Raw genomic sequence first — 22,227 nt, 5'->3', positions numbered from 1 at the left:
ACCACGGAGCGTGTGACCGGCACGGTCGGCCGGGGGCGGTGGGCCGGGGTGCGTACGCTGTCTGCCAGATAGCCCGGCCATGGGAGTGATCCGTGGGCATGCAGGAAGTGGTCGGCCAGGTCGTGGCCGACCTGGTCAGGGAGTACTTCGCGGACTCGCCCGTGGGCGCGAGCCCCATCCCGGTGATCCGTCCGCCCGCCGAACCCGGGGCGCTGGTCGCGTTGGAGCGCCGCTCGGGACAGTCTTTCGAGGCGGGATACCGCGCGTTCCTGTCGCTCACGGACGGCTTGGAGGGCTTCTCGCTTCTTCTGCTCGGCTGTCGGGACTGGGAGTCCGGCGGCATGGGGGAGACCGGCGAGGCATTGCGGGAGGCGACCGTGGACAGCGAACCCGAGGACGTGGGGGTGGTCCCCGGGACGCCCCTGTTCCCCGTTGCGGTCAACGAGGACGGCAGTCAGGGCGTCTTCATGATCGACCTTGCGGGAGCCGAGGAGCGGTTCTGGCTGACCGGCGAGGGGGACAGCTTCTTCTTCAGGGAGTTCGCCGACGTGCTCGGCTTCCTCGCCGACGCGGGTTCCGGCGAACCGAGGGTGTCGCTTCTCCCGTAGCGCCCGCGGCCCCTGCGCCCGCTTCCTCCCGTCCCCGCCCCGCGGTGCGAGCAGGCTGGAGCGTCTCCCTCCTCGCGTTCGTACCGCGGGGCGGACCGCGCCAGTACCCGTAGATCATCTTGTACGCGACCTCGGGAGCGTGCGCGGAGATCCACGTGCGGGCACGCGCTCGGGGCGCCCGCGCCCCCGCCGGAGGGGGTGGGGAGTACGTGCGTACGGCGGGCCGGTGGGGATCCGGTCCGCGACTGCCGCCGTCGGTCGAGACCGTGACAGCGGGGGCGACGCTGTCGAGGAGTTCGGCAACGAGCACCCCACGCGCGGGAGTTCAGACGGGGGGGCGGTGGACGCGCGGGAGCCCCAGGTCCGGCAGATCGAGGTGGAAGCCGTGCCCGCGACCGCTCATGGTGCCGTCGTAGGAGAGGTCGGCCAAGCCGACGCCCAGCTGCCGCAGTTCCTCGACGAGCATGCGGGCGGCCGTCGCGGCGTGCTCGCGATCGTCCATGGCGTCGGGGAAGCGGCGTTGCCAGACCGGGCGGGAGAACTCCCAGCCGCTCCGGGTGAGCCGGGCGGGGTCGGCCGGGCCGGGGTGGTGCAGATATCCGGTGGCTTCGACGACGAGGGTCAGATCATGGCTCCAGCACTGGACGAAGCGCTGGGCGTCGTCGGCGGCTCCGAGGTGCAGGATGAACCTGCCGGGGAAGAACGGGGTGTCGTAGGTGAGCGACCGAAAGGTTTCGGACAGGCGCTTCTCCACTTCCTCCCAGGTGGTGGAGGGCGCACCCCCGGTGGCGGCGGAGGCCGGGGCGGGCGGCAGACCGGCGGGCTCGGCGGCGCGCCAGCGGCCGCGGGAGAAGCCGCGTCCGGCGGAATCGGCGCCCGTTTCGGGCGGCAGGAGTTCGAGGCTCACCTCGCCCTCGTCGTGCGAGTGCACGAGGAGACCGGCGCCGGGGCGTCGCCACAGCATCCACGGGCCGAAGTCGCCTCCCCACATCGTGGGCGGGCCGAGCTCCTCCTCCATGACCCACCAGGCGGCCCGGACAAGACCCGCGGCGGCGAACACGTCCTCGGAGGGCAGGTCGACGACGCGTACGTTCAGCTTGCGCACCTGCTCGGGCGTCGAGGCGTCGGAGATCACGGTGCCGTATCCGCCCCAGGGCCCCTTCCGGGGAGCGAATCTGCGCCAGACCTGGCCCGCGATCTCCTTGGGCTCCCGAAGCTCCCAGCCCAGCGCGGAGGTGGCCTGCTCGAACTCCGACAGGCTCCATGACCCCAGGCGGAGCGGGTCGACCTCTTTCACCAGCGCGCGGAAGCCGTCGGATTCGAGCCAACTGCCCCGGGGGATCGTGTTCTCCATCCGGCACACACTAGGTGACACCGGTGACAGCGATGACGCCGCGGACACCGACGACTCCGGAGAGATGAGGTGGCGCATGGAGGCGGAGAAGGCCTCGCAACTCGTTCTCGGACAGAAGGTGTTGGACGCCCAGCCCTTCAGCGTTCTGCTGGGGGCCCGGCTCACCGCCTTCGGCGACGGAGCGGCCGTCCTGGAGCTGGACGTACGCGACGAGCTGCGCCAGCAGAACGGGTTCGTGCACGGCGGCGTCCTCAGCTACGCGGCCGACAACGCCCTCACCTTCGCGGCGGGCGCGGCCGTCGGCCCGTCCGTCCTGACGGCCGGTTTCACCATCGACTATCTGCGGCCGGCACGGGGCGACGTGCTGCGCGCACGGGCCCAGGTGGTCCGTCCGGGCCGGACCCGGGTCGTCTGCCGCTGCGACCTGCTGATGGTGGACGCGGAAGGGGCGGAAACGCTCTGCGCGGTGGCCCAGGGGACGATCGCCGTCGCGGCGGGCCGGTGGCCGGCCGGCGGCTGAGGCGGTCGGCCGGCGGCCGGGAGGCATGGAGTACCGGCTCAGGGGTGCCCTCCGGGGCGCACTCCGGGATGTGCGACCAGAGGCGTACCCGTATATGTCTGGAAGTCTGACATTTCCTTTCGATACGCGCAGGAACATGGAGGAAAGGAATCTTCCTCGGCTCTGAACAGGAGAGAACATGCGTGGCGTTCTGATAGGCGTGGTGGCCGCGGTGGCGGTCCTCGGCGTGGCGGGTGCGGTGGCCGTGCCCGAGGCCAAGGAGTGGTACGACGGACGCCACGAGCAGACGTCCTCCTACGCCACGGGCAAGGACGCGAAGGCTGACCGCGAGTCCGTTCCCCGCTGGCTGCCGGACGACGCCTCGTCGGTCGAGTACGCCATGCGGACGACCGGAGGCGAGCGCCTGCTGAAGGCCACGCTCTCCGGCGACGGGCTGCCCGCGTCGTGCGAGCCGCTCGACGGCAAGAAGGCCGCGGATCCCGAGATCAGCGCCTCCTGGTTCCCTTCCGGCACGGCGGACCGCGCACAGGGCCGCTGCGGCTCCTATTACGTATCGCTGGAGGACCACACGCTGTACGCCTGGCAGACGGACAAGGACTGGGTCGAGGAGAACCGCCGGTCCGCGCAGTAGGGCATGGTCGCCCTTCCGGCTCCCGCAGGCTCCCGTTCCCCACCGTGCCGCGCATCGCGTGGCCGACGCACCCGAGGTTCTCGATGCTCGCATTCGTTCCGACGGCCGTGTTCCTGCTCTGGTTCTGCTGGGGCGTACGGCAGGACCGCCGCCAGTTCCGCAACGCGGTGCTGCTCGGCCTGACCGTGCTGAGCCTGTCGTTCGCCCTGCTGACACAGGTGGACCGGCTGCCGGACAACCTGGCCGTGCCGGTGTACGCGCTGGTCTTCCTCGTGCCCGTGCTCGCGGTCGTGGTCCTCGGCGGCTTCCTCGTGGTCAACGGCCTCACCATGGTCCGCAAGGAGGGCCGCCGCCCCGCCAACCTCCTCTCGGGCCTGGCCGGGATCGGCATCTTCGCCGTCCTGGCGCTCGTGGTCACCGCCGACTACCTCGGCGGCTCGCACGCGTACCGTTCCTTCATCCTGGCCGTCGTGCTGATCACCGGCTATGTCGCCTTCCTCTTCCTCTGCTTCCTCGCCTACGCCTTCCTGTACGGCCGCATCCGGGTGCGCGGCGACGTGGACTTCGTGGTGATGCTCGGATCGGGCCTCATCGGCGGCGAACGGGTGCCCCCGCTGCTCGCCTCCCGCCTGCGCTCCGGACTCCGTGTCCAGGAGCAGCAGGCGGCCCGGGGCGGACCGGCCCCGGTCCTGCTGGTCTCCGGCGGTCAGGGCCCGGACGAGAAGCTGCCGGAGGCCGAGGCGATGGGCCGCTGGCTGGTGGCCGAGGGCGCGGACCCGGACCTCGTCCTGGAGGAGAACCGTTCCCGTACGACGACGGAGAACCTGCGCTTCAGCCGGCGCCTGATGGAGGGGGCCGACGAGGGGTACGTCTGCGTCGTGGTGACCAACAACTTCCACGCGTTCCGCGCCGCGATGACCGCCCGCAAGGAGGGCGTGCGCGGCCAGGTGATCGGCTCGCCCACCGCCGCGTACTTCTGGCCGAGCGCGACGATCCGGGAGTTCGTCGCGGTGTTCTGGGAGCACCGGATCGTCAACGGCGCTCTGTGCGTCCTGCTGGCGGCGCTGGCCGCGGTGGTGGGGATGGGCTGGTAGCCCCGGTCCCGGCCCCGGCAGGAGGTACGGGTACGAGTACGGGGGCCTCCGGTCCGCTGACCGGAGGCCCCCGGGCGTGAGGGGAGCGCTGTGTGACGTCAGATGCCGCAGCTGGGCGCGGACCAGAAGCGGCCGCCGCCTCCGGCGACGTGGGTGTGGTCGTTGTGGCCCGGGTAGCCCGGGCCGAGGATCTCGGTGAAGCCGTGGTTGCGCGCGGCCTGGGCGAGGGCGCAGAAGCCCTGGGGTCCGGCGCCGAGGTCGGCCGCGTGCCCGTACATGTGCCGGCTGTTGGCGGCGCCGCCGACCGCGCTGTTGCAGGACACGCTGCGGAAGCCGCCGTTGACCGTGATCGGCCGGTCACCCATCGCGTGCCGCATGGCCTGGAGCTTCCACATGGTCACCAGGGCGTTGGCGCGCGCGGTGGCGGCGCTGACCCTGCCGCCGGACCAGTCGGAGTTGCAGCGGTTCAGCTCGGCGTAGGTGAAGTTGGCCGGGGTGCAGTCGTTGTCCTGGAGCTGGTAGATCTTGTTGAACGTCTGGGTGCCCGCGATGCCGTCGGCGGCCAGACCGTACGCGGCCTGGAAGCGCGTCACGGCCGCCTTGGTGGCCGGGCCGAACACTCCGTCGATGGCGATCTGGTTTCCGGTGCCCGGATAACCGGCGACCCGGATCTGGAGCTGCCGTACCGCTTCACCGCTGGAACCCTCCCGGAGCGTGCCGCCCCAGGTGTAACAGGCGTCGGCTGTACCGACGTTGCCGGAGGGCGCGGATTCGGTGGCGGCGGTTGCGGTGGCGGCGGTGGTGCCGCCGAGCGCGAGTGCCGCGCCCGCGAGGGTCGCGAGGAGGAATCCGATGGGGCGTGATCGCATGGGCTTGCACCTCATAGTCGTCAGGCTGTCCCTTGGGGATTCAGAGCCTCGGCCGCGCAAGCGGAATGTGTCAAGGTCATGTCAACATGTTGCCAAGGGTCCGGCCCGGAGATGGCAGGATTGCGCGGATGGTGACGAATGGGCTGTGGGCCGGGCTTCACGAGGATCTGTCGGCGGCGAAGGCCTCGGTGTACGACCCGGCCGGCTTCACGTGCTCGCAGCCGGCGCCGGAACCGGAGAGCGCCGATTACGCGGCTCACCGGTTCACGCTCGACGGCCGGTCGGTCGCCTTTCGCGTGGCCAGGACGACCCCCACCAAGGCCGGTCAGTTCGTCACCGTGTGGCAGCGCTCCGCCGAAGGCCCGATCCGCCCGTTCGACCTCGACGACGGTGTCGATCTCTTCGTCATCAGCAGCCGCGCCGACGGCCGCTTCGGGCAGTTCGTGTTCCCGTGCGACGTCCTGTGCGAGCGCGGCATCGTGTCCCGCGACGGTGAGGGCGGAAAGCGGGGCTTCCGCGTCTACCCGCCGGACGCGATCACGACCAGCCGCCAGGCGCGCGGTACGCAGGCGTGGCAGGTGAACTACTTCCTGGACATCGGCGAGGCCGGGCCCGCCGACAGGGCGCGCGCCCACGCCCTTTTCCGTGGTGGCCGTGCCTGATGAGGGTCACGGGCATCCTGGCCGTCCTGCCGGGCTGTGTGCGGGCGCTCCGGGATGATGCCTGAGTGAGCATCATCGTCAAGTTCTTCGTCGCGCCGGACGACACGTCGGCGGCACTGACACTCCGGACCGGACCGGGGGAGGCGTACGAGTCGCTCTCCTTGGGCAACTTCGATCCCGTGGGGGCGGTGGTCGAATGGCAGTCCCTGCTCACCGACCGCAGCTTCGAGGATGTTGCCGAAGCCGGTGAACCGCGTGTCGTCGCCGCCGAGGACGGCGGCGGATGTCTCGTCCTCGCGCTCTCGTCCGACCTGCTCACCGCACTCGCGGACGCTGAGCGGCCCACGCTGCGCGACGCCGCCGCCGCATGGGTTCAACTCCGTTCGGAGGAGGGCGAGATCATCGACGCGGACATCGCCGACGCGATCGTGAGCGACGTGGCCGTGCTCGCCGGGAGCGCCCGCCGTCAGGGCCGGGGCGTCTACTGCTGGATCGCGTAGGAGCTCGCGTCCGGAACCGGGCGGCCGAGTGTCCGCTGCATCAGCAAGGTGTCGACCCAGCGGTCGTGCTTGTAGCCGACGGCGGCCAGCCGGCCCGCGTCCGTGAAGCCGTAGCGGCGGTGCAGCGCGGCCGAGGCGTCCGTGCCCGCGTCGGCGATGACGGCGATCATCTGGCGTACGTGAGTCCCGGAACAGGCGGCCAGCAGGGCTTCCAACAGCGCTCCGCCCAGACCTCGACCCGTGCGGTCGGGGGCGAGGTAGATCGAGTTCTCCACGGTGTTCCGATAGGCGGGCTTGGGACGCCAAGGAGCCGCGTACGCGTAGCCCACGACCTCGCCGGACAGTTCGGCGACCAGGAACGGCAGGTTGCGGGCCGCGAGGTCGTCGAGGCGCTGGTGCCAGGCGGCTACCGGCGGAGGGTTCTCCTCGAAGGTGATCACGGTGTGGCGGACGTAGTACGTGTAGATCTCGGCGACGGCGCTCAGGTCGGCCGGGACGGCCGGGCGGATCACCGGCTCCATGACGGTCACACCGGGAGTGTAGGCCGGGCCCCGGACAGCGGGACGCCCCACCCTGCGGAGCACGGTGGGGCGTAGCCGGAGTGGTGGCAGTGGTGCGGGTCAGGCGGTGGTGTCGAAGCCCCCGGCCTTGACGCCCGCCACGAAGGAAGTGAACGCGGCGGCGCGGACGGTGAGGGCCGGACCGCCGGGGTTCTTGGAGTCGCGTACGGGGACGATGCCGGTGGTGGAGGCGGTGCGCGGGGCCCACTCGACGCACGAACCGCCGTTGTCGCTGTAGGAGGACTTGACCCACTGCTGGGTCGTGGTTTCGGTCGTCACGGGGTGCCCTTTCGATGCTGGTGGATCATGTCCACGGTATCTGTCTGGGACAGAGACACGGCCTGCAACTGATGGTAGGCCCTCACCATCGGGATGACAGAGCTGAGTTCACGGTCCAGATGCCCTTGCGTCTCGGACTCGACGTAGGAGACCGCGGACCGGTCCTGGAGCGTCAGCAGGTTCACCAGCCGATTGAAGGGCCGCTGCTCACCGACGCTGAACGGGGCGATCTGCAGCATGGTGTGGGACTGCGTGGCGAAGTCGACCAGATGCTGCAACTGGGCGTCCATCACGGCAGGGCTGCCGATCGGCCGGCGGATGCAGCTTTCATCCAGCACCGCGATCAGCATCGGCGGCACGGTGCGTAACAGAGCGCCTTGGCGTTCCACGAGTAACGAGACGCGCTGATCGGCCTGTTCGGTGGTGATGACACCCCGGTCGACCGCCCCGCGTGCCAGCGCCTCCGCGTACTCCCGGGTCTGCAACAGCCCCGGAATGACGCCCACCTCGAACAGCCGGATCTCCGCCGCCCGGCCCTCCAGCGCCACGTACTCCGGGAAGCCCTGCAACAGCACCCCGTGCTTGATCTTGCGCCACTCGCGCTCGAACGAATCAGCGGTTCCCGTAAAGCTCATCGCCACGTCAACGGCGATCGAGAACTTGCGAGTTGGGGACTTGTGACACAATTCCACGCCGGAAACGTGCCGCCCCGTGTAACCGATGCGCGCGCCGAGATCGTCCTGCTTCCAGCCCCGTGCTTCGCGCTCCCTACGCAGACGTGCTCCGTAGGCAGCCTCCGGGCCCCCGTCAGGGTTCACTTCCTTGCGGTTGACCAACGTATCCCCCAGATCCGAAACGTTGAAGACATCTCCACGCTAGGCCACGCTGAGTCGCCCCGGTAGTCGTTCGGCTACAGAGAGGAGCGAACGGTGTACGGCGAGAACGCCAGCCCGAATACGGAGTCGCCCCCACATGTCCCGTCCCTCGGGGCCCTGCTCGCGGACACCAGCCGTGGTGACCGCGTGGGGGAGTTCCAGGGCGTCGCCGGTCCGTACTGGTCCCTCCGGCCGGTCGGCGGCGGGCGCGAGTGGGAGGTCGAACCCCGTTACGTGCGGCCCGCGTTGCTCATGGAGCAGCTTCGGGCCCGTACCGCGCGGCTCAACGCCCGCAGCCGGGGAGAGGTGCTGTGAGGGCGGCCTTTACGGGCGGCGGCGGCAGTCGGGGGTGCGCCGCATGAGGAATCAGGACTACGTCGCGGCCGTCACGGTCAAGGCCGGCGGCCGGGCCCTCCGGCTCGGCGGTGTCGCGCTGCCGAACCGCCGGCTCGTCCTCCGCTGGCTCCGGCGGCAGGCCCTGCGGCTGGCGGACGGGCACGGGCGATACCTGCCCCCGGCCGCCCCGTGGCTCGGGGCGCGGGACGTCCGGCCGGTCGCCTTCCACGGCTCCGACGCCCCCGAGGCGCTCCGGGCGTGGGCGGGTGACCACGGCAGCCAGGACCACGCCATGAGCGCGCTGGAATCCGGCCGCCCCACCCTGCTCACCGTGGTCGACCCCTTCGTGGGGCTGCGCGTCACCCTCGGCGCGTGGCCCGTGGACCTGGTCGGGTGGGCGACGGAAGCCTCGGCGAACCACGCGGTCCCGCCCCGTACGGAAGGGGGATGACCGCATGCTGCAATGCACCGCCGTCACCCAAGTCCCGTACGCGGAAGCGCTGCTGGCGCTCGCCACCATGGAGGGCGGGCCCGCGCACCCGCCCGACATCGTGGAGCCGGAGGACTTCGTCCTGTGCGAGCTGGGCGACCACGACGAGTCGGCCGAGCACGCCGCGCACCTGTGGACGGCGGACACCCCGGACGACCGGGACCTGTGGTTCCTCTGGTCGGGGACCGGAGCCCACCGCGTCCACCGGCTCGACACGCTGCCCCTGTGCCCCGCCGTGCTCCGCGTGCTGGCGACCCGAGCGGTCACCACATGCGCCTACTTCGACCACCACCCCGGGCCGCACTCCTTCTCCGTGACCGACCCGCTCGGCGACCTCATCGCCGAACACGTACACAGCGAGGTCCGGCGACTCGTCTCCGAGAACGAGGTTCCCGGCACGCCCGATGCCTCTGACGCACCCGACGCACCTGACGTACCCGACACCGACGCGCCCTGACGGCGACCGGAGGATTCCCGCCCCATGGACCAGTGCACCGCCGTGACCCTGCTGCCGCCCCCGGAGTTCGTGATCCGGCTCGCCGCTCCCGGTGACCGTCGCCCGGAGGCCGGACACCTCCTCTGCGAACTGGCCGCCGAGCACGAAGGCGACCACGCGATGGCGCTATGGGACGACGACCCGCACCGCACCGCCGTCTGGGCCCGTTGGAGGGGCGAGCGGGCGACCCTGGCGGAGCTGGGCTGGTGCGGTGCGATCGACCCCCGGGGCGAGGACGCGTGCGGGCTGTTCGTCGACCACCCCTGTGCCCACGACTGGGGCATCGTCGATCCGACGCTCGCGGCGGTGGACGCCGTACTGGCGCGGGAGCACCCGCATCTCGCACCACGTGACGGCGTGTGATTCCCCGTCGCGGCGGCCCGGTGTCGGAATGATGGCACACATGCCAGAACATCCCGAAAGCGATATGAGCGACAAGAGCGGCAGGTCCGGCGCATCCGGCCGGTCGCGGTGGCGGCTCCTCCCGATGACCGGACGAGACCCCGAGGAGGACGGCCGGGCCGCCTCACCGCTGGAGCTCCTGTTCGACCTGACCTTCGTCGTCGCGGTCGGTACGGCGTCGTCACTGTTCGCGGAGCTCCTGGCCGAGGGGCACCTGGGGCAAGCGGTCACCGCGTTCGTCATGGCGATGTTCGCGATCAGCGTCGCCTGGATCAGCTTCAGCTGGTTCGCCTCGGCCTTCGCCACCGACGACTGGCTGTACCGGGTCCTGACGATGGTCCAGATGATCGGGGTCGTCGTCTTCTCGCTCGGCCTCCCGGCGATGTTCCACTCCGTCGACGAGGGCGGCCACATCGAACTGCGGGCGATGGTCGCGGGGTACGTCGTGATGCGGATCGCGATGGTGTTCCAGTGGGCGCGCGCCGCCCGGGAGGCCCCCGAGTTCCGGGGCGTGTGTCTGGCCAACATCCGCTGGACGGTGATCGCCCAGGTGGGGTGGGTCGTCCTGGCCTTCGTCGGACTGCCCGTCTACGTCGTGTTCCCGGCGTTCGTCGTCCTCGGCGTACTGGAACTGGCCCTGCCGGTCTTCGCCCAGGGCGCTGCGGGCGGCACACCGTGGCACCCGCACCACATGGCCGAGCGGTACGGCCTGTTCGCGATCATCGTGCTCGGGGAGAGCGTGGTCGGCACGGTCGCCTCGTCGGGCGACCTGCTCGGCGGGGCCGACGGCACGGCCTGGACCGGGAACGCGATCGCCGTCGTGGTCGCGGGGGTCGGCCTGACCTTCGGCATGTGGTGGGTCTACTTCATGACCCCGTTCGGCGAGGTCCTGGAGCGCCGCCGCAGCCGCGGCTACCTCTTCGGCTACGGCCACATCCCGCTGTTCATCGGCGTGGCCGGAGCCGGGGCCGGACTGCATGTGGCGGGCCTCTACCTGGAACACCACGCGGAGATCTCCAAGGCGACGGTCGTCCTCGCCCTGGCCCTCCCGGTGGCCCTCTATCTCCTGGTGGTCTACCTGTTGCACACCCTGCTGCTCTCGGCGGCCGACCGCTTCCACCTGCTCCTGATCGCTCTGACGCTGGCGGTCCTGCTGGCCGGGTGCCTGCTGGCCGTGACGGGAGCGCCGCTGGCGGTATGCCTGATCGTCGTGATGCTCGCGCCCTTCGTGACCGTGATCGGTTACGAGACGCTCGGGCACGAGCATCAGCGGCGCATGCTGAAGGGGATCGGGGCGGGGTAGGGCCCCCGCGGGGGAGGCCGGCGACTCAGGCGGACTTTCTTCCGGAGCCGCTGCGCAGGCTAGGGTCGATATCCGCCGCACCCGATCGTGACCACATCGGGCCACGCGGCTCAGGGGAAGAACCATGAGGAGAAGAATGCGGGGGCATCGACGTGTGCGCTGATTCAGGTGTGAGGAATGCGTCTCGACATGACGAAGTCAAAGGCCTGCCCAACTGGCTGACGTTCGTCGTTTCGGTCGGCGCCGCATTTGCGGGCGGTGAGTTCTTCGACTTTCCGTGGTGGCTGCGTCTGATCACGGTCGTGGCCGTCACCATCCTCATGCAGGGCGTCAACGAGATCGTCGTCCGCTCCCGTGCCAAGAAGAAGTGTCCCGAAGGGGACACGGGTCACTGACCCGCAGGGGGAGCGGGGGGCGGGGAGGTCGTTGAGCTGTCCGACGGCGTGCCGGCCGGATCGCTCAGCAGCAGGGTGATGCCGCACAGGCCGCCGAGCAGCCAGGCGATCAACATCCACGTCCCCGAGCCGAGGGCGAGCAGCGCGGCGAAGGCGACCAACGACGCCGTGACACCGGCGACCGCCGTGCGCCGCAGACCGCTGCCGGCGTCCCACTGACGGCGCAGGAAGCCGGACCGTCGCCAGTAGCTCCAGAGGGCGGCGCCGAGGATCACGGCTTCCACCGCGACGAAACCGGCCGGAACCGGCGGCAGGCTGACCGTTTCCGCCTCGCCGCGCCACAGGTCCAGGAGGCCGGTGACCAGGACGATCGGACCGATCAGGGCGAACACCCCCGCCACCAGGCGGAAGAAGCCGACGCCGATGACGGGTGCTCCGGACCCGCCGAACGGAGTGGCGGCGTGGGAGAACGCGGAGAATCGGTGTGCGGCTCCCCGGAAGTCTGTCGCGACGACCCAGCCCAGCGTTGTCGCGAACGTTCCCCAGGCCAACGAGAACATCGTGCCACCCACCCCCGGCATCTGTCCGGCAGATGTCTGTGCCGGATACGCCGTGAGGGTATAGGGGTGCAACCGGCCCCCGGTATGCCGACTTCCGGCAATGTACGGGCCCAGCCGGTTGCCGGGCCGGCCGCCAGGCTGCCCGTTCCCGGCGCCGCACGCCGAGCGCCGCACGCCGCACGCCGAGCGCCGAGCGCCCCACGCCGCACCGGAAAGACGGCCGCCCTCCCGGAGAGCCGCCGCTGCCTCAGATCGAGAACCGCTCCCGCTCCAGCAGCGGCCGCACCCGGGTCCGGAAACCTCCCGTGCGGAACGGGCGTTGCAGCAGACCCGGGCGCAGTTCCTGGGCGAGGGCGGCGGCGATCATGCCCTGGTCCAGGGCGAGCATGAAGTCGCTGACCCGGCCCGTGGACACGTTCACCGAGTCCCGGAAGCCGAGCCCGTCCTCGTACGCGCCGAAGTCCCGCTCCAGCGAACGGAGGTTGGCCACCGCCTCCCGGCGGGCGTACGGCAGGGCCAGGAAGGAGGCGTGCGGGGTGACCACGCCGTTGGTGAACGCCGAGGGCGGGGGCAGGGGTTCGCCGTCCGTGGTGTGGGTGCGGTCGGTGTTGGAGGCGTAGCCGTCGACCGCCATGCCGAGCGCGTCGACCCCGTACTCCTGGTAGCCGTCCTCGGGGACGTTGGCGGGGGAGAAGCCCCAGTAGCCGTACTCCGCCTCGCGCAGGCCGTGGTCGATCTGGCCCCGTACGTAACGCTGGTGCGTCACGCCCCACGCGCGCGGCGACCACTCCGGCTCCGGCACGAACAGCGGCACCATCAGCGCCTCGAACATCGAGCCGCCCCAGGTGGGGACCACCTTCCGGCCGCGGTGCGTGTAGTGGCCGTTCCATACGCGTACGCCGTCGACCGTGACGTACGCACCGCCCGGCTTCTGCTCCTGCTCGTGCTCCGGCAGCATCGTGCGCAGCAGATGCCAGTAGTGGTCGCCGGGCAGTGATCCGTCCGCGATGCCCAGGTAACTCGCCATGCGCGGCTCGGTGTTGAGCGCGCCGTAGTGGTGCGGGGTCGGCTCCTCCGTGTCCGTCCAGACGCCGCCGCGCAGCTGGCCGGGGCCCGCCACCGGGTCGGCCGGGTCGTACGGCGTGTAGAAGTACGACCAGTCGGCCGTGGCCAGGACGCGGTGGATGCGCGGGCGCAGCGAGGGCGCGGCGTCGGCGGCGATGCGCAGACCCGTCATCAGCCAGGCGTTGTCCACCGAGGACAGGAACGGACGCACCGGGTCGCCCGTGCCCGGCCACTGTGTGAGCACCGAACCGTCATGCGCGTCGTACCAGTTGAGCCAGAAGCCGTGGTGGCGCTCCAGCTTCTCGACCGCCGTGACCGTACGGGTCAGGGCACCGACCATCGTGCTCTCGCCGATCACCCCGAGGCCCGCGGCGGCCACCGTCGACCACAGGCCGCAGCCGATGTTGGTCGGGGAGGTCTGGGGCGACTGGGCGGGGGCTCCGGGGCCGCTGAGGTCGATCTTGTCGGTGACCAGGCCGAATGCGGTCGTCATCGCCTCGATCGAGCGGTACGTGTCGACGAACCAGTGCTTCAGAAGGCGGGGGTCGGCCGGGGCGGCGGAATGCGCGGCCGGGGCGGTTGCGGCTCCCAGCGACAGGGCCGCGGCCCCGGTCCCTGCGGCGGTGAGAAACGTGCGACGGTCCATCGGTCCGGCTCCTGTGGCAGAAGGGGGAGGGGGATGAGTCGTGGTCTCGGTCGTGCGGGGTGGAGCCAGGTGGTGCGGGGTGGGGCGGGGAATGGTGCTGTACGGGCGGCTCGGGAGCCGGCGGTCGTCAGGTTCCGCCGGCTCCCGGGCCGGAGGGAGCCGTCAGGCGGCTCCCCGTATCAGGGGCGTCCTCCGGTATCGGGGGGCGGCGGAATTACGCGGCCGTGCGCGGGAGTTCGCGCGTGCGGCCCAGCGAGCCCAGCCACTTCGCCGAGTCGCGCGGGGTGCGCTCGAAGGTCTCCCAGTCGATCGCGATCAGACCGAACGTGGCCTTGTACGTGCCCCACTCGTAGTTGTCCAGCGCGCTCCACGCCAGGTAGCCGCGGATGTCGAGGCCGTCCTCCAGCGCCGAGGCGACCTCGCTCAGAGCGCCCGTGTAGTAGTCGACCCGACGGCTGTCGTCGGCGGTCGCGATGCCGTTCTCCGTGACGATCAGCGGGACGTCCCCGACCACCTCGGCCGTGTGGCGCAGCGCCTCGCCGACCGCGCCCGGGTAGTACTCCCACGTCGTCAGCGTCCGCTCGACGTCGTCCGCCGCCGGGATCGGACCGTCCGGACCGATCCGCGTACGGGTGTAGGACTGCACGCCGATCCAGTCGTCGCCGCGCGCCGCCTCGATGAAGACGTCCTCGCGAGGGTGGCGGTAGGCGGCGGTGACGTCCTCCGCGCCGGGAAGGGCCTGGTAGACCTGGTTGGCGATGGTCCAGCCGACCTGGATGTCCGCGTCCAGGGCCCGGACCTCCTTCACCGCCGCGTGGTGGGCGGCGATGACGGCCGCGGTCGTCTCGTCGTCGGGGGTGGGCAGACCGGCGGGCGGGAAGCTGTTGTCGCCGCGCTTGGCCTGGCCCGCCATCACCGCGATCATGTTCGGCTCGTTGATCGTGCAGACGTGCCGTACGCCTTCGGAGATCACCGGCGCGCAGGCCGCGACGTACCGGGCGAACAGCTCCACCGCGCCCTCGGCCGTCCAGCCGCCGCGCGCCTCGAACCACTGCGGGACGGTGAAGTGGTGCAGGGTCACCATCGGGCGCAGACCGCGCTCGATCGCACCCTCCACCATCCGCCGGTAGTGGGCGAGTTCGGCGCGGGAGAAGTGGCCCTCGACCGGCTCGATGCGGGCCCACTCGATGGAGAAGCGGTAGTCCGTGAAGCCGAGCGAGGCCAGCAGGTCCATGTCCTCGGGCCAGCGGTGGTAGCTGTCGCAGGCGTCCAGGCTCGGCTCCGCGATGTGGGTGCCGGCGGCGTGCTCCTTGACCCACCAGTCGCTGTCGGTGTTGTTGCCCTCGATCTGGTGGGCGGCCGTGGAGGCGCCCCAGAGGAAGCCCTCGGGGAACGGTACGGAAGCCGTCGCCGGCAGGTTCGGGGCGGGGGGGTGCGTCATCGCGACTTGTCTTTCTGGTGGTGGTGTGGGGTGTGGCCGCGCCGGTCGTTGCGGGGTGGGGTCGGCGGCCTCGTTACGTGAAGTCGGGCGGCCCGGGGGCTACTTCATGCCCGCCGTGGCGATGCCCTGGGTGAAGTGCCGTTGCAGGGCGATGAAGACGATCAGCACCGGCAGCACGATCAGGAAGGCCCCGGCCATCAGCATCCCGTTGGAGCCGCCGGCCTTGTTGGGGTCGGTGGCGAAGGTCGCCAGGGCGACCGGGAGGGTGTACTTGTCGGGGTCGTTGGTCGCGATCAGCGGCCAGACGAAGTTGTTCCAGGAGCCCAGGAACGTGAAGATCGACAGGGTCGCGAGGGCGGGCTTCACCAGCGGCATCACGATCCGCCAGAAGATGTACCACTCGCTCGCGCCGTCCATCCGGGCCGCTTCCAGCAGCTCGTCCGGGATCGACTGCATGAACTGCCGCATCAGGAAGACCCCGAAGGCCCCGGCGGCGAACGGCAGTACCAGACCCGCGTAGCTGTCGATCAGCTGGAGCTTGCTCATCAGCACGAACAGCGGCAGCAGCATCAGGTTGCCGGGCACCATCAGCGCGCCGAGCACCAGGCCGAAGATCTTGTTGCGGCCGGCGAACTTCAGCTTCGCCAGGGCGTAGCCGAGCATCGAGCAGAACACCAGGTTCGAGACGGTCACCAGGACCGCCACGATCACCGAGTTCATGAAGTACAGCGGCAGGTCCAGCTTGTCGAGCAGCTGCCGGAAGTTGGTCAGGGTCCACTCGGTGGGGATCCACACGGGCGGGCTGGCCGACAGCTCGCTCTGCGTCTTGAAGGCGGAGAGCCCCATCCAGAGGAAGGGCGCCGACATGACCAGCAGGCCGAGCGAGAGAAGGACGTAGACCAGCGGTCGTGCGGTGCTCCGCTTTCCGGGGGACCGCTTGTCCAGGGTCTCGGCCGGTGCGTTGGGGCTGCTGGTGGCGCTCATTTCGTGTTGTCCTTCAGCAGTCGGAGCTGGAGCACCGTGATGCCCATGATCACCACGAAGAGGACGTACGCCATGGCGCTCGCGTAGCCCATGTGGAAGAAGTTGAACCCTTCGCGGTACATGTTCAGCGAGACCGTGAGGGTCGAGTCGGACGGGCCGCCCTGGGTCATAACGAACGGCTCCTCGAACACGTTGAGGTAGCCGATCGTCGTGATCACCGTGGCGTAGAGGACCGTCGGACGCAGGAGCGGGATCGTGACGGACCGGAACTCCTGCCAGACGCTCGCACCGTCCAGCTTCGCCGCCTCCCGCACCTCGGTGGGGATCGCCTGGAGGCCCGCGATGAACAGCACCATCACCGTGCCGACGTTCCGCCAGACCGCCATGACGATCAGCGAGGGCATCGCCAGCGTCTCGGAGCCGAGGAAGTCCGGTGCGGTCCAGCCCACTTCGGAGAAGAGGCCGGCGATCAGCCCGTCGCTCGGATCGAGCACGAACCGCCAGACGACGGCGACCGCGACGATGGTGGTGACCACCGGGGCGTAGAAGCCGACCTGGAAGAACGTCCGCGCCCGGTCGATGCCGTTGTTCAGCAGGACGGCGACGACCAGCCCGATCCCGATCGTCAGCGGCACGCCGACGACCACGAAGTAGCCCGTGTTGAAGAGGGACTTGAGGAACTTCTCGTCACCGAAGAGGTTGACGTAGTTCTCGAATCCGATGAACTCCGCCTCCCAAGGGCGCGTCACATTGCGCAGCCCGAAGTCGGTGAAGCTCATCGCCAGCGTGGCGAGGATCGGGAACGCCATGAAGACGGCGAACAGCACGAGGAACGGGGTGGAGAACAGCCAGCCCGCCGCGTTCTGCACGCCCAGCGTCCGCTTGCGGCGGCCGCCGCCCGGGGCGGGGGCGAGGGACGGGCCCGCCCCCGCCTTCGCGGGCCCGGCGGCCTTCTCGGTCGTGGTGGTCGAGGTGCCCATGGCTACTGCTTCACGAGGCCTTCGATCTCGGACTGCGCCGTCTTCAGCGCGTCCTCGGCGGAAGCCTTGCCCTGCGTCACCTTGGCGATGGCCTGGTCCACCTTGTCGGTGATCTCGGTCCAGTTGGCCAGGGACGGCGAGGACTTGGCGGTGTCCATCTGCTTCTTGAAGATCTGCAGGTCGGCGTCGTCGGCGAGGACGCCGGACTCCCACGCGGAGGTGTTGGCGGGCAGGTCCTTCGTCCGCTCGTACCAGTCGGACTGACCCTTCGTGTCGGTCAGGTACTGGATGAACTCGGTGGCCGCAGCCTTGTGTTCGCTGTCCTTGGAGACGACGAGCGAGGAACCGCCGGCCATGGAGGTGGAGGAGGCGTCCGCGGGCACGTTGGCGATGGCCCACTTGCCCTTGATCTGCGGCTGGCCCTCGTTGAGCAGCGTCACGTGCCAGGGGCCGCCGAAGAACATCGGGACCCGGCCGTTGCCGAAGTCCTTCACCACGTCGTAGCCGGGCTGCACGGACTTGTCGGACAGGCCCTTGTCGAAGTAACTGCCGTACTCCTTCAGCGCCTTGACCGCCTCCGGGCTGTCGATGACCGCCTCGCCGCGGTCGTTGACGATCTCGCCGCCCGCCGAGTACAGGAAGGAGTAGAAGTTCTGCACGGTGTCCAGGCCGCTGGGCTGGATGGACAGGCCCCACTTCGTGCCGGCCTTCTTCTGGTACGCGGCGGCCAGGTCCTGGAGCTCCTTCCAGTTCTCCGGAGCCTTGTCGACGCCCGCCTTCTCGGCGAGGTCCGTGCGGTAGTAGAGGACCCGGGTGTCGACGTACCACGGCACGCCGTAGGCGGTGCCGTCCACCTCGCCCTGCTCCCAGCCCGCCGGGAAGAAGTCCTTCTTGTCGAAGACCTTGCCGTCCACCGGCTCCAGCACGCCCAGCTCGGCGAACTCGCCCAGGTAGCTCCCGCCCATCTGCGCCACGTCGGGCAGGGTGCCCGCCGCCGCTGCCGAGACGAGCTTCTGGTGGGCGACGTCCCAGCCGATCGGGGTCACCTTGACGGTGATGTTCGGGTTGGCCTTCTCGTAGACCTCGGCCACGTCCGCGAGCTTCTCGCCCTCGGCTCCCATGGCCCACACGGTGAGCGTCTGCTTCTCGTCGGCCGCGACGTCGCCGCCGGAGGAGCCGCAGGCGGAAAGGGTCACGGCGAGCGCGAGCGCTATGCCGGCGGGAGCGGTTCTGGCGATGCGGGACATGGGAGGGCTCCTCCTTGAGCAATCCGGATGCTGCGCTATGTATGCGCTGCCTGTAAGCGCATACATCACTCTGCGCCAGTCGTTCGGGAATCCGCAAGAGGGTGCTGGGTCACACTCGTGCAACGTGCTCGACATCCCGGCGCCTTGTTGTTGAACCGTAAACGCACCGTTTGTGGAACAACAGGCGATGTGACCGATTCGTCGCTCGGGGGCCTGCGGGCCGCCGGGGCGTGGTCGGCGTCTACCCTCGCCGCATGGCCTCATCCGTCGCGTTCTCCCACGACTTCCCGTTCGACCCGGCCTACGGGTACGACGCGCCGGACACCCTGCTGGACATCCCGGCCCCGCCCGCCCCCGAGGGCTTCGACGCGTTCTGGCGGGAGCGGTACGCGCGGGCCCGCGCGGTCGACCCGCGGCCGGTCCTCGGCCCGGTGGAGGAGGAGCGCGACGGCGTGCGGATCCACCACGTCGCCTACACCTCCGTGGGCGGCGTCCGGCTCGGCGGCTGGCTCGCCCTGCCCGCCGAGGGGCCCGTACGGTACGGATTCGTCGTCGGGCACGGCTACGGCGGCCGCCAGGAGCCCGGCCGGGACCTTCCGGCGCCGCTGCCCGGGGCCGCCGCGATCCTGCCGTGCGTACGGGGCATGGGGGAGCGGGGCCGGGTCGACGGCATCCCGGACATGGCCGCCGAGCACGTCCTGCACGGCATCGGCTCCCGCGACACCTACGTCATCGGCGACTGCGCGGCCGACCTCTGGTGCGCCGCCTCCGCCCTGACGGAACTGGTGCCCGAGCTGGCCCGGGCCGGACTTCCGGGCGGGCCCCGCCTCGGCTACCTCGGCGAGAGCTTCGGCGGCGGGCTCGGGGCCCTCGCGCTGCCCTGGGACGACCGCTTCGGCGCGGCGCAGCTCACGGTCCCCACCTTCGGCAACCACCTGCTGCGCCTCACCCTGCCCTGCGCGGGCAGCGGCGAGTCGGTCCGGGCGCACCACCGCGACCACCCCGAGGTCACCGATGTCCTCGGCTACTTCGACGCGGCCACGGCGGCGACCCGGCTGACGCTGCCCACGCTGGTCGCGGCCGCCCTGTTCGACCCGTCCGTGCCGCCGCCGGGGCAGTTCGCCGTATACAACGCGCTGGCCGGCGAGCGCGAGCTCCAGGTGCTGACGGCGGGGCACTTCGCGTACCGGGGGATGACGGCCGAGGCGGCGGAGCTGGACGCGAACCGGACCCGGTTCTTCGGGAAGCGGCTGGGGGCGGTGGGCTGAGGGACCGGACCGCCGCCCCGGCGCGGGCTCAGGCCTCCGGCTCGCGGGGCCCGCTCCGGGGGCCGTGCCAGTCCAGGCACAGGACGGTGGCGTCGTCCTTGGGCGGCTGGCCGCCGTAGGCGTCGGCGACCGCGGTGACGATTGTGCGGACGGCTTCACGCGGGTGCTCGGCGGCGGTCCGGAGCAGTATCTCGGGCAGGTCGACCGACGCTGATTCGCGTTCCTGCACACCGTCGGTGTACAGCAGGAGGCGGTCGCCGGGGCGCAGGTCCAGGTCCTGGACCTCGTACGGACCCTGCGGCGGGAAGCCGAAAGGCATGTCGATCCGCGGAGTGATCACCTCGACCGAGTCGTCGCGCAGCCGGAGCGGCGCGGGGTGACCGGCATTGACGAGCTGGGCGTGGCTCCCGTCCAGGGCGATCCGCAGCAACTGCCCGGTGGCGAAGGTGGTGTTCCCGTGGTCGAGCAGAGCCTGATGCATCTGGCGGGCCTGTTCGGCGAGATCCACCCCGGCGCGGCGGGCGCCGCGCGAGGCGTTCACGACGAGGGTCGCGATGAGCGAGGCGTTGACGTCGTGGCCCATGGCGTCGGTGACGGACAGGTGAAGGTCGCTGTTGTCGAGGCTGTAGTCGTAGGTGTCCCCGGCGATGTCGGCTGCCGGGACCAGGGCCCCGGCGAGGGCGAACTCGGCCGCGTCGCAGGAAGCGGCGGACGGCAGGAGCTGGCGCTGGATCTCCGCCGCCAGGCTGACCGGCGTGGTGCGGTTGCCCCAGTGGTAGAGGTCGGTGAAGCGGCGGTCGGTGACGATGATGTAGGCCAGCGCGTGCGCGGCGTCCTCGACCTGTGCCAGTACGTCCTCGGTGACGGCGTCGAGGAACAGCTCCAGCACGCCGATGGCGTCACCGCGGTTGGTCACGGGGGCGAGGACGCGCTGTCCCTGCCCGTTCTGTTCCATCTGCACCAGCTTCTGGGAACGCAGCACCTTGTCGTAGATGCCGCTGCCCGCCAGCGGAACCTTTTCGGTCCGGTCCTCGCGGGAGACACCGGCCATGTCGTTGACCCGCAGCAGGCGGCTGCCGACGAGGTCCACGAAAAGGAACGACACGTATCGCGCGCCGAACCGGGTGCGCAGATCGCGCGCCACGACATCGAGCGAGTTCACCGGCGCGGCGTTCCTCGCGGCCGTCAGTACTGCGGCCAGTCCCGTTCTGTCGCTCACCACAGCCTCCTCGGGTAGGCAGTGCTTGTGCCCTCCCAGCCCCGAATCAGCGCCCCGTGTGAGAAACGCGGCCTATGTACCCGCACAAAAGCGCCCGAAGTACCCGAAGCCGCCGACTGCTCCGCGGGGCATCGGCCCTCCGTACGCCCCCGCCGGGAGCCCTTCTCAGCCGCAGCCGCAGCTGGCCCGCCGGGTCACCGAGACCGGCAGCTCCAGCGAGACCGGGGCGCGGCCCGGGTCGGCCAGGCGTTGCACCAGCAGCTCCACCGCCTGCTCGCCCAGCAGCCGGATCGGCTGCCGGACGGTCGTCAGGGGCGGGCGGACGATCCGGCTCAGCGGGATCCCGTCGAACCCGGTCACGGCGATGTCCTCGGGCACCCGCACCCCGCGCCGCTCCAGCGCCTGGAGCGCGCCGACCGCCATCTGGTCGTTGGCGAACAGCATCGCCTCCGGCCGCTCCACCCCCGTACCCTCCGACCGGTCCAGCAGGGTGTCCGCCGCCAGCGCGCCCTCGGCCTGCGTCATCATCCCGGCGCGCAGCTCCGGCCGGGAGGGCACCGGAAGACCCGCGTCCCGGCAGGCCTCCTGGAAGCCCCGGAACCGGGCCTGGGAGTCCGGTGAGTCCTCCCCGCCGCCGACGAACGCCAGCCTGCGCAGTCCGTGGTCCTCGATCAGGTGGCGGGTCAGTTCGCGCTCGCCCTCGGCGTTGGCCACCACGATGTGATCCAGGTGGTCGATCTCGCGCGGCCCGGCGAGCATCACCACCGGCAGCCGGCGCGATATCACTTCCAGGTCCTCGGTCGGCACGGTCCGGGCCAGTACGGCGAAGCCGTCGACCCGCCCCGCGACCTTCGCCACCAGGCTCTCCGGCCCGCCCTCCAGCGAGGCCGCGATCAGCAGGGCGTAGCCGTGCCGCCGGGCCGCCCGTTCCATGCCCCGGATGATCTGGTCGGAGTAGAGCATGACGGCCTGGTCGTCGTCCGCGTCGCTCGCGGCCGCGGCGGTCTCGGCGTCCTGGTCCGCGAAGTCCGGGAAGCACAGCCCGAGCACGCCGGTCGTCCGGCTGGCCAGGCCCCGGGCGCTGCCGCTCGGCACATATCCCAGCTCACGGGCCGCCTCCATGACCTTCTCGCGGGTCTGGACGCGTACGGAATCGGGGTTCCGGTAGACCCGGGAGACCGTGGCAATGGAGACGCCCGACCGCTCGGCGACGTCGTACACCGTGGGGGCGCTCACTCGACCGACCGTCCGTCCGCTTTTCTTCCGCGAGGCGATCACGAGGCTCGTGAAAGCGCATTCACCCTAAATCCTGGGCCGCGGGGGGAGCAAGGCCGTTCGATCCGGCGTGCCGGGGCTCACGTCCGCTCACACGCGGTCGCGGCCGGGGAGCGATCCGGGGGTGAGCGAAACGTACCTCCGGGCGGGTGAGCTTGCGCCTCCCGT

General features: G+C 70.7%; 26 protein-coding genes. 13 read left to right on the top strand and 13 right to left on the bottom strand.

Annotation, left to right across the window (positions count from 1 at the left end; all coding sequences use genetic code 11):
• Window positions 1–92: 92 nt before the first annotated feature.
• Window positions 93–608: an SMI1/KNR4 family protein gene (locus tag AC0VY3_RS29085; RefSeq protein ID WP_146065955.1), complete on the top strand. Its 516-nt coding sequence runs from the start codon at window positions 93–95 to the stop codon at window positions 606–608.
• 325 nt (window positions 609–933) lie between these two features.
• Here AC0VY3_RS29085 and AC0VY3_RS29080 read toward each other — a convergent pair whose 3' ends face one another.
• The gene (locus tag AC0VY3_RS29080; RefSeq protein ID WP_475550948.1) at window positions 934–1,962 is read right to left on the bottom strand and encodes a hypothetical protein; all 1,029 of its coding nucleotides are present in this window, start codon (window positions 1,960–1,962) and stop codon (window positions 934–936) included.
• A gap of 76 nt (window positions 1,963–2,038) precedes the next feature.
• Here AC0VY3_RS29080 and AC0VY3_RS29075 point away from each other — a divergent pair, with 76 nt between their 5' ends.
• From AC0VY3_RS29075 to AC0VY3_RS29065, 3 genes are all read left to right on the top strand, one after another.
• The gene (locus tag AC0VY3_RS29075) at window positions 2,039–2,482 is read left to right on the top strand and encodes a PaaI family thioesterase (RefSeq protein ID WP_475550947.1); all 444 of its coding nucleotides are present in this window, start codon (window positions 2,039–2,041) and stop codon (window positions 2,480–2,482) included.
• Window positions 2,483–2,660: 178 nt separating this feature from the next.
• The gene (locus AC0VY3_RS29070; RefSeq protein WP_103512082.1) at window positions 2,661–3,113 is read left to right on the top strand and encodes a hypothetical protein; all 453 of its coding nucleotides are present in this window, start codon (window positions 2,661–2,663) and stop codon (window positions 3,111–3,113) included.
• Between the two features lie 83 nt (window positions 3,114–3,196).
• Window positions 3,197–4,207 (top strand): YdcF family protein, encoded by a 1,011-nt coding sequence (locus AC0VY3_RS29065; protein ID WP_103512083.1) that lies wholly within the window; start codon window positions 3,197–3,199, stop codon window positions 4,205–4,207.
• A gap of 98 nt (window positions 4,208–4,305) precedes the next feature.
• Here the strand turns inward: AC0VY3_RS29065 and AC0VY3_RS29060 are convergent, their stop codons facing one another.
• On the bottom strand, window positions 4,306–5,076 hold the full coding sequence (locus AC0VY3_RS29060) for a D-Ala-D-Ala carboxypeptidase family metallohydrolase (RefSeq protein WP_475550946.1): 771 nt from the start codon (window positions 5,074–5,076) through the stop codon (window positions 4,306–4,308).
• A 128-nt stretch (window positions 5,077–5,204) separates the two neighbouring features.
• On the opposite strand from AC0VY3_RS29060, the gene AC0VY3_RS29055 reads away from it, so the two are divergent.
• The gene (locus AC0VY3_RS29055) at window positions 5,205–5,738 is read left to right on the top strand and encodes a MepB family protein (RefSeq protein ID WP_242741281.1); all 534 of its coding nucleotides are present in this window, start codon (window positions 5,205–5,207) and stop codon (window positions 5,736–5,738) included.
• A gap of 65 nt (window positions 5,739–5,803) precedes the next feature.
• On the top strand, window positions 5,804–6,238 hold the full coding sequence (locus tag AC0VY3_RS29050) for a hypothetical protein (RefSeq protein ID WP_103512086.1): 435 nt from the start codon (window positions 5,804–5,806) through the stop codon (window positions 6,236–6,238).
• Here the strand turns inward: AC0VY3_RS29050 and AC0VY3_RS29045 are convergent.
• The 3 genes from AC0VY3_RS29045 to AC0VY3_RS29035 form a co-directional block, all read right to left on the bottom strand.
• Window positions 6,220–6,768: a GNAT family N-acetyltransferase gene (locus AC0VY3_RS29045; protein ID WP_374935535.1), complete on the bottom strand. Its 549-nt coding sequence runs from the start codon at window positions 6,766–6,768 to the stop codon at window positions 6,220–6,222. The genes AC0VY3_RS29050 and AC0VY3_RS29045 overlap by 19 nt on opposite strands.
• A 90-nt stretch (window positions 6,769–6,858) precedes the next feature.
• Window positions 6,859–7,077 (bottom strand): DUF397 domain-containing protein, encoded by a 219-nt coding sequence (locus AC0VY3_RS29040; RefSeq protein ID WP_103512088.1) that lies wholly within the window; start codon window positions 7,075–7,077, stop codon window positions 6,859–6,861.
• Window positions 7,074–7,913, bottom strand: coding sequence for a DUF5753 domain-containing protein (locus AC0VY3_RS29035; RefSeq protein ID WP_103512089.1), 840 nt, complete (start codon window positions 7,911–7,913; stop codon window positions 7,074–7,076). The genes AC0VY3_RS29040 and AC0VY3_RS29035 overlap by 4 nt, the downstream gene beginning before the upstream one ends.
• 93 nt (window positions 7,914–8,006) lie before the next feature.
• Here AC0VY3_RS29035 and AC0VY3_RS29030 point away from each other — a divergent pair, with 93 nt between their 5' ends.
• From AC0VY3_RS29030 to AC0VY3_RS29005, 6 genes are all read left to right on the top strand, one after another.
• Window positions 8,007–8,267: a hypothetical protein gene (locus AC0VY3_RS29030; protein WP_103512090.1), complete on the top strand. Its 261-nt coding sequence runs from the start codon at window positions 8,007–8,009 to the stop codon at window positions 8,265–8,267.
• A gap of 43 nt (window positions 8,268–8,310) precedes the next feature.
• Window positions 8,311–8,739, top strand: coding sequence for a hypothetical protein (locus AC0VY3_RS29025; RefSeq protein WP_103512091.1), 429 nt, complete (start codon window positions 8,311–8,313; stop codon window positions 8,737–8,739).
• 4 nt (window positions 8,740–8,743) lie between these two features.
• Window positions 8,744–9,235, top strand: coding sequence for a hypothetical protein (locus AC0VY3_RS29020; RefSeq protein ID WP_103512092.1), 492 nt, complete (start codon window positions 8,744–8,746; stop codon window positions 9,233–9,235).
• Window positions 9,236–9,259: 24 nt separating this feature from the next.
• Window positions 9,260–9,637 carry a hypothetical protein gene (locus AC0VY3_RS29015; RefSeq protein ID WP_475550945.1) on the top strand — a complete coding sequence of 126 codons (378 nt, stop codon included), beginning with the start codon at window positions 9,260–9,262 and terminating at the stop codon, window positions 9,635–9,637.
• A 64-nt stretch (window positions 9,638–9,701) separates the two neighbouring features.
• Window positions 9,702–10,979, top strand: a complete 1,278-nt coding sequence (locus AC0VY3_RS29010) for a low temperature requirement protein A (protein WP_475551745.1) — start codon at window positions 9,702–9,704, stop codon at window positions 10,977–10,979.
• Window positions 10,980–11,149: 170 nt separating this feature from the next.
• Window positions 11,150–11,374 (top strand): hypothetical protein, encoded by a 225-nt coding sequence (locus tag AC0VY3_RS29005; RefSeq protein WP_103512095.1) that lies wholly within the window; start codon window positions 11,150–11,152, stop codon window positions 11,372–11,374.
• Here the strand turns inward: AC0VY3_RS29005 and AC0VY3_RS29000 are convergent.
• From AC0VY3_RS29000 to AC0VY3_RS28975, 6 genes are all read right to left on the bottom strand, one after another.
• Window positions 11,368–11,934, bottom strand: coding sequence for a hypothetical protein (locus tag AC0VY3_RS29000; protein ID WP_242741271.1), 567 nt, complete (start codon window positions 11,932–11,934; stop codon window positions 11,368–11,370). The genes AC0VY3_RS29005 and AC0VY3_RS29000 overlap by 7 nt on opposite strands.
• A 247-nt stretch (window positions 11,935–12,181) precedes the next feature.
• Window positions 12,182–13,645, bottom strand: coding sequence for a glucoamylase family protein (locus tag AC0VY3_RS28995; protein WP_475550944.1), 1,464 nt, complete (start codon window positions 13,643–13,645; stop codon window positions 12,182–12,184).
• A 214-nt stretch (window positions 13,646–13,859) separates the two neighbouring features.
• Complete coding sequence (locus AC0VY3_RS28990) at window positions 13,860–15,086, bottom strand: glycoside hydrolase family 1 protein (protein ID WP_475550943.1); 1,227 nt, start codon at window positions 15,084–15,086, stop codon at window positions 13,860–13,862.
• A 99-nt stretch (window positions 15,087–15,185) separates the two neighbouring features.
• Window positions 15,186–16,070 (bottom strand): carbohydrate ABC transporter permease, encoded by an 885-nt coding sequence (locus tag AC0VY3_RS28985; protein WP_475550942.1) that lies wholly within the window; start codon window positions 16,068–16,070, stop codon window positions 15,186–15,188.
• The gene (locus AC0VY3_RS28980; RefSeq protein ID WP_475550941.1) at window positions 16,067–17,050 is read right to left on the bottom strand and encodes a carbohydrate ABC transporter permease; all 984 of its coding nucleotides are present in this window, start codon (window positions 17,048–17,050) and stop codon (window positions 16,067–16,069) included. The genes AC0VY3_RS28985 and AC0VY3_RS28980 overlap by 4 nt, the downstream gene beginning before the upstream one ends.
• Window positions 17,051–17,052: 2 nt before the next feature.
• Window positions 17,053–18,297: a sugar ABC transporter substrate-binding protein gene (locus tag AC0VY3_RS28975; protein WP_475550940.1), complete on the bottom strand. Its 1,245-nt coding sequence runs from the start codon at window positions 18,295–18,297 to the stop codon at window positions 17,053–17,055.
• A 254-nt stretch (window positions 18,298–18,551) separates the two neighbouring features.
• Between AC0VY3_RS28975 and AC0VY3_RS28970 the strand changes: the two genes are divergently transcribed.
• On the top strand, window positions 18,552–19,565 hold the full coding sequence (locus tag AC0VY3_RS28970) for an acetylxylan esterase (RefSeq protein WP_103512118.1): 1,014 nt from the start codon (window positions 18,552–18,554) through the stop codon (window positions 19,563–19,565).
• Between the two features lie 28 nt (window positions 19,566–19,593).
• On the opposite strand, the gene AC0VY3_RS28965 is transcribed toward AC0VY3_RS28970, so the two are convergent.
• A complete protein-coding gene (locus AC0VY3_RS28965) occupies window positions 19,594–20,787 on the bottom strand; it encodes a PP2C family protein-serine/threonine phosphatase (RefSeq protein WP_103512101.1) in 1,194 nt (397 codons plus the stop codon).
• 162 nt (window positions 20,788–20,949) lie between these two features.
• On the bottom strand, window positions 20,950–22,020 hold the full coding sequence (locus AC0VY3_RS28960; protein ID WP_103512102.1) for a LacI family DNA-binding transcriptional regulator: 1,071 nt from the start codon (window positions 22,018–22,020) through the stop codon (window positions 20,950–20,952).
• Between the last annotated feature and the right edge of the window lie 207 nt (window positions 22,021–22,227).

The organism is Streptomyces sp. iso_384 (assembly GCF_056172905.1).
This window is presented reverse-complemented; position numbering and strand designations above follow the sequence as displayed.

Coding starts and splice junctions, on each gene's coding strand:
- AC0VY3_RS29080 (WP_475550948.1), bottom strand. CDS start 1,962: ATGGAGAACACGATCCCCCGGGGCAGTTGGCTCGAATCCGACGGCTTC.
- AC0VY3_RS29075 (WP_475550947.1), top strand. CDS start 2,039: ATGGAGGCGGAGAAGGCCTCGCAACTCGTTCTCGGACAGAAGGTGTTG.
- AC0VY3_RS29070 (WP_103512082.1), top strand. CDS start 2,661: ATGCGTGGCGTTCTGATAGGCGTGGTGGCCGCGGTGGCGGTCCTCGGC.
- AC0VY3_RS29065 (WP_103512083.1), top strand. CDS start 3,197: ATGCTCGCATTCGTTCCGACGGCCGTGTTCCTGCTCTGGTTCTGCTGG.
- AC0VY3_RS29060 (WP_475550946.1), bottom strand. CDS start 5,076: ATGCGATCACGCCCCATCGGATTCCTCCTCGCGACCCTCGCGGGCGCG.
- AC0VY3_RS29055 (WP_242741281.1), top strand. CDS start 5,205: ATGGTGACGAATGGGCTGTGGGCCGGGCTTCACGAGGATCTGTCGGCG.
- AC0VY3_RS29025 (WP_103512091.1), top strand. CDS start 8,311: ATGAGGAATCAGGACTACGTCGCGGCCGTCACGGTCAAGGCCGGCGGC.
- AC0VY3_RS29020 (WP_103512092.1), top strand. CDS start 8,744: ATGCTGCAATGCACCGCCGTCACCCAAGTCCCGTACGCGGAAGCGCTG.
- AC0VY3_RS29015 (WP_475550945.1), top strand. CDS start 9,260: ATGGACCAGTGCACCGCCGTGACCCTGCTGCCGCCCCCGGAGTTCGTG.
- AC0VY3_RS29010 (WP_475551745.1), top strand. CDS start 9,702: ATGAGCGACAAGAGCGGCAGGTCCGGCGCATCCGGCCGGTCGCGGTGG.
- AC0VY3_RS29000 (WP_242741271.1), bottom strand. CDS start 11,934: ATGTTCTCGTTGGCCTGGGGAACGTTCGCGACAACGCTGGGCTGGGTC.
- AC0VY3_RS28995 (WP_475550944.1), bottom strand. CDS start 13,645: ATGGACCGTCGCACGTTTCTCACCGCCGCAGGGACCGGGGCCGCGGCC.
- AC0VY3_RS28990 (WP_475550943.1), bottom strand. CDS start 15,086: ATGACGCACCCCCCCGCCCCGAACCTGCCGGCGACGGCTTCCGTACCG.
- AC0VY3_RS28985 (WP_475550942.1), bottom strand. CDS start 16,070: ATGAGCGCCACCAGCAGCCCCAACGCACCGGCCGAGACCCTGGACAAG.
- AC0VY3_RS28980 (WP_475550941.1), bottom strand. CDS start 17,050: ATGGGCACCTCGACCACCACGACCGAGAAGGCCGCCGGGCCCGCGAAG.
- AC0VY3_RS28975 (WP_475550940.1), bottom strand. CDS start 18,297: ATGTCCCGCATCGCCAGAACCGCTCCCGCCGGCATAGCGCTCGCGCTC.
- AC0VY3_RS28970 (WP_103512118.1), top strand. CDS start 18,552: ATGGCCTCATCCGTCGCGTTCTCCCACGACTTCCCGTTCGACCCGGCC.